Origin of the sequence: Brevundimonas sp. (assembly GCF_031082345.1) — a bacterium.
In the GTDB taxonomy this organism is placed as follows: Bacteria; Pseudomonadota; Alphaproteobacteria; order Caulobacterales; family Caulobacteraceae; genus Brevundimonas.
Genome location: NZ_JAVHLH010000353.1, coordinates 1 through 2,046 on the forward strand (window position 1 = coordinate 1; position 2,046 = coordinate 2,046).

Annotated in this window: 2 protein-coding genes; both read right to left on the minus strand. The window is 69.8% G+C overall.

Translation table 11 applies throughout. The features are described from left to right. Positions 1-35: 35 nt before the first annotated feature. A complete protein-coding gene (locus tag RDU12_RS15200; protein WP_300292429.1) occupies positions 36-845 on the minus strand; it encodes a TIGR02186 family protein in 810 nt (269 codons plus the stop codon). After that, a complete protein-coding gene (locus RDU12_RS15205) occupies positions 842-1,765 on the minus strand; it encodes a sulfite exporter TauE/SafE family protein (RefSeq protein WP_300292431.1) in 924 nt (307 codons plus the stop codon). Before RDU12_RS15205 ends, RDU12_RS15200 begins: the two co-directional genes overlap by 4 nt. Between the last annotated feature and the right edge of the window lie 281 nt (positions 1,766-2,046).

Below are 2,046 nucleotides of genomic sequence, written 5' to 3' on the forward strand. Positions count from 1 at the left end.
CCCTGAGCGAGTTCGCGGCCAGCTGAGCCCGGCGCCTAGTCGCGGCGGAAGATCCGGCTGGCGGCCCAGCCGGTGAAGGCCGCGAGCAGGACGCAGAGGAGGCCGTAGGTCCACGGCCGGTTGTGGGCGAACTCGAAGATGTCGCGCTCAATGCCGACCTTCTCGACTGTCAGGGTAAGGTTGGAGACCGAAACCGGATCGCCTTCCTGGAACAGCCAGACCTCGGCGAAATACTGGCCGGTCGGCGCGACGGCGGGCAGTTCGATCTCGGCGCGGAACAGGCCGCGGTCGACAAAGCGGACGCCTTCGGGATCGGTGTTGTACAGGGCCGCCGCCTCGCGCAGGCGGATCACCGCGCGGCGCCAGTCCAGATAGTCCTCGCCGAGACGGCTGATGACGACATCGCGCACGCCGTAGCGGGTGACCGTCCGGCTCTCCTCCGGGGCGTTGATGCGCAGGTGGTCGACCCCGACGCCGAGGCGTCGCAGCTCGCCGAAGTCGGCGATGTCCGCGAGCGGCCGGGTCGAGGCGGTCATGTAGAAGCCGGGCGCACCCTCGAAAACCACCGGCCGGCTGTTCAGCCAGATGCCCATGTTGCGGGTCTTCTTGACGAGGCGGACCGGCGCATCGGGCCCGCGCACCACGACGACCACGTCGGTCGGCTCGTCACCCGGATTGAACACCGCGCCGTAGAGCACGATCGAGGCGCCGCTAAAACTGGAGTCGACGCTGACCCTGGCGTCCGTCAGGGCGGCGGCGACGCGCAGTTCGTTCTGGGTCGCCGCCGAGCGTTCGGGCGCCGGAGCTTCCACGGCGGGCGGGGGCGGAGGCAGGGCCTGGATCATTCGGCCACCCCCGGCGCGAAGCCGAACAGGTCGGACGGGCGGACGAACAGCTCGAGGCCCATCTGGATGCCGACCAGCAGGACGATCAGCCCCAGCACGGCCCGCAGCTCCTCGGCCCTGAAGCGACCTGACCAGCGCGCGCCGTACTGGGCCCCGACGACCCCGCCGAGCAGCAAGATGGTCGACAGCACGATGTCGACGGTCTGGTTTCGCCCGGCCTGCAGGACGGTGGTCATGGCGGTGGTGACGATAATCTGGAACAGGCTGGTGCCGACGACCACGCTGGCCTTCATCCGCAGGACGTAGAGCATGGCCGGCACGAGGATGAAGCCGCCGCCCACCCCCATGATCGCCGACAGCACGCCCGCGAATGCCCCCAGGGCGAACGGCGGAATGGCGCTGATGTAGAGGCCGGAGCGCGGAAACCGCATCCGCAGCGGCAGACCGTACAGCCACAGCGGGCGGCGGCGCTCCTTGTGCGGCGTGACCTCCCCGCGGATGCGGCGGAGGATCTGGCCGAGGCTCTCGTACAGCATCAGGGTGCCGATGGCGCCGAGGAAGATCAGGTAGGACAGGGCCACGGCCAGGTCGGCCTGGCCGAGCAGGCGCAGGTAGCGAAACAGCTCGACGCCCACGAGCGCGCCGAGGACGCCGCCCACCGCCATGACCCCGCCGATGCGGTAGTCGACGGCCTTCTGGCGCGTGTAGCTGATCACGCCCGAGGTCGAGGAGGCCACGACGTGGCTGGCCTGGCTGGCCACGGCGACCGAGGGCGGTATGCCGAGGAAGATCAGGATCGGGGCCATCAGAAAGCCGCCGCCGATCCCGAACAGACCGGACACGAATCCAACCGTCGCTCCCAGCAGGACCAGGAACGGCCAGTTCACCGAAACCTCGGCGATCGGCAGATAGATATCCAAAGGACGCGCCTTCGGCTGGAACTGAGGCTAGGCGCCGGAAAGGCGACGGTGAAGGTGTCCTATACGCACGCCGCGGCCACCGCCACCGTATGCGCCGAAAAGGCTAGTCGAACCGCCGGCTCAGGCGAGCGGCTCGACCTGGAAGGCGTCGGCGGCGGCCCGCGCCGCGCCGCGTTCGGACGCCGGCAGACCGTCCCGCAGCCGTTCGACCGCGGGCGAGCTGGCCGGCAGGACCAGCACGAGGATGCCCGCCGCGCGGACCTTCTCCACCAGAGCCGAAG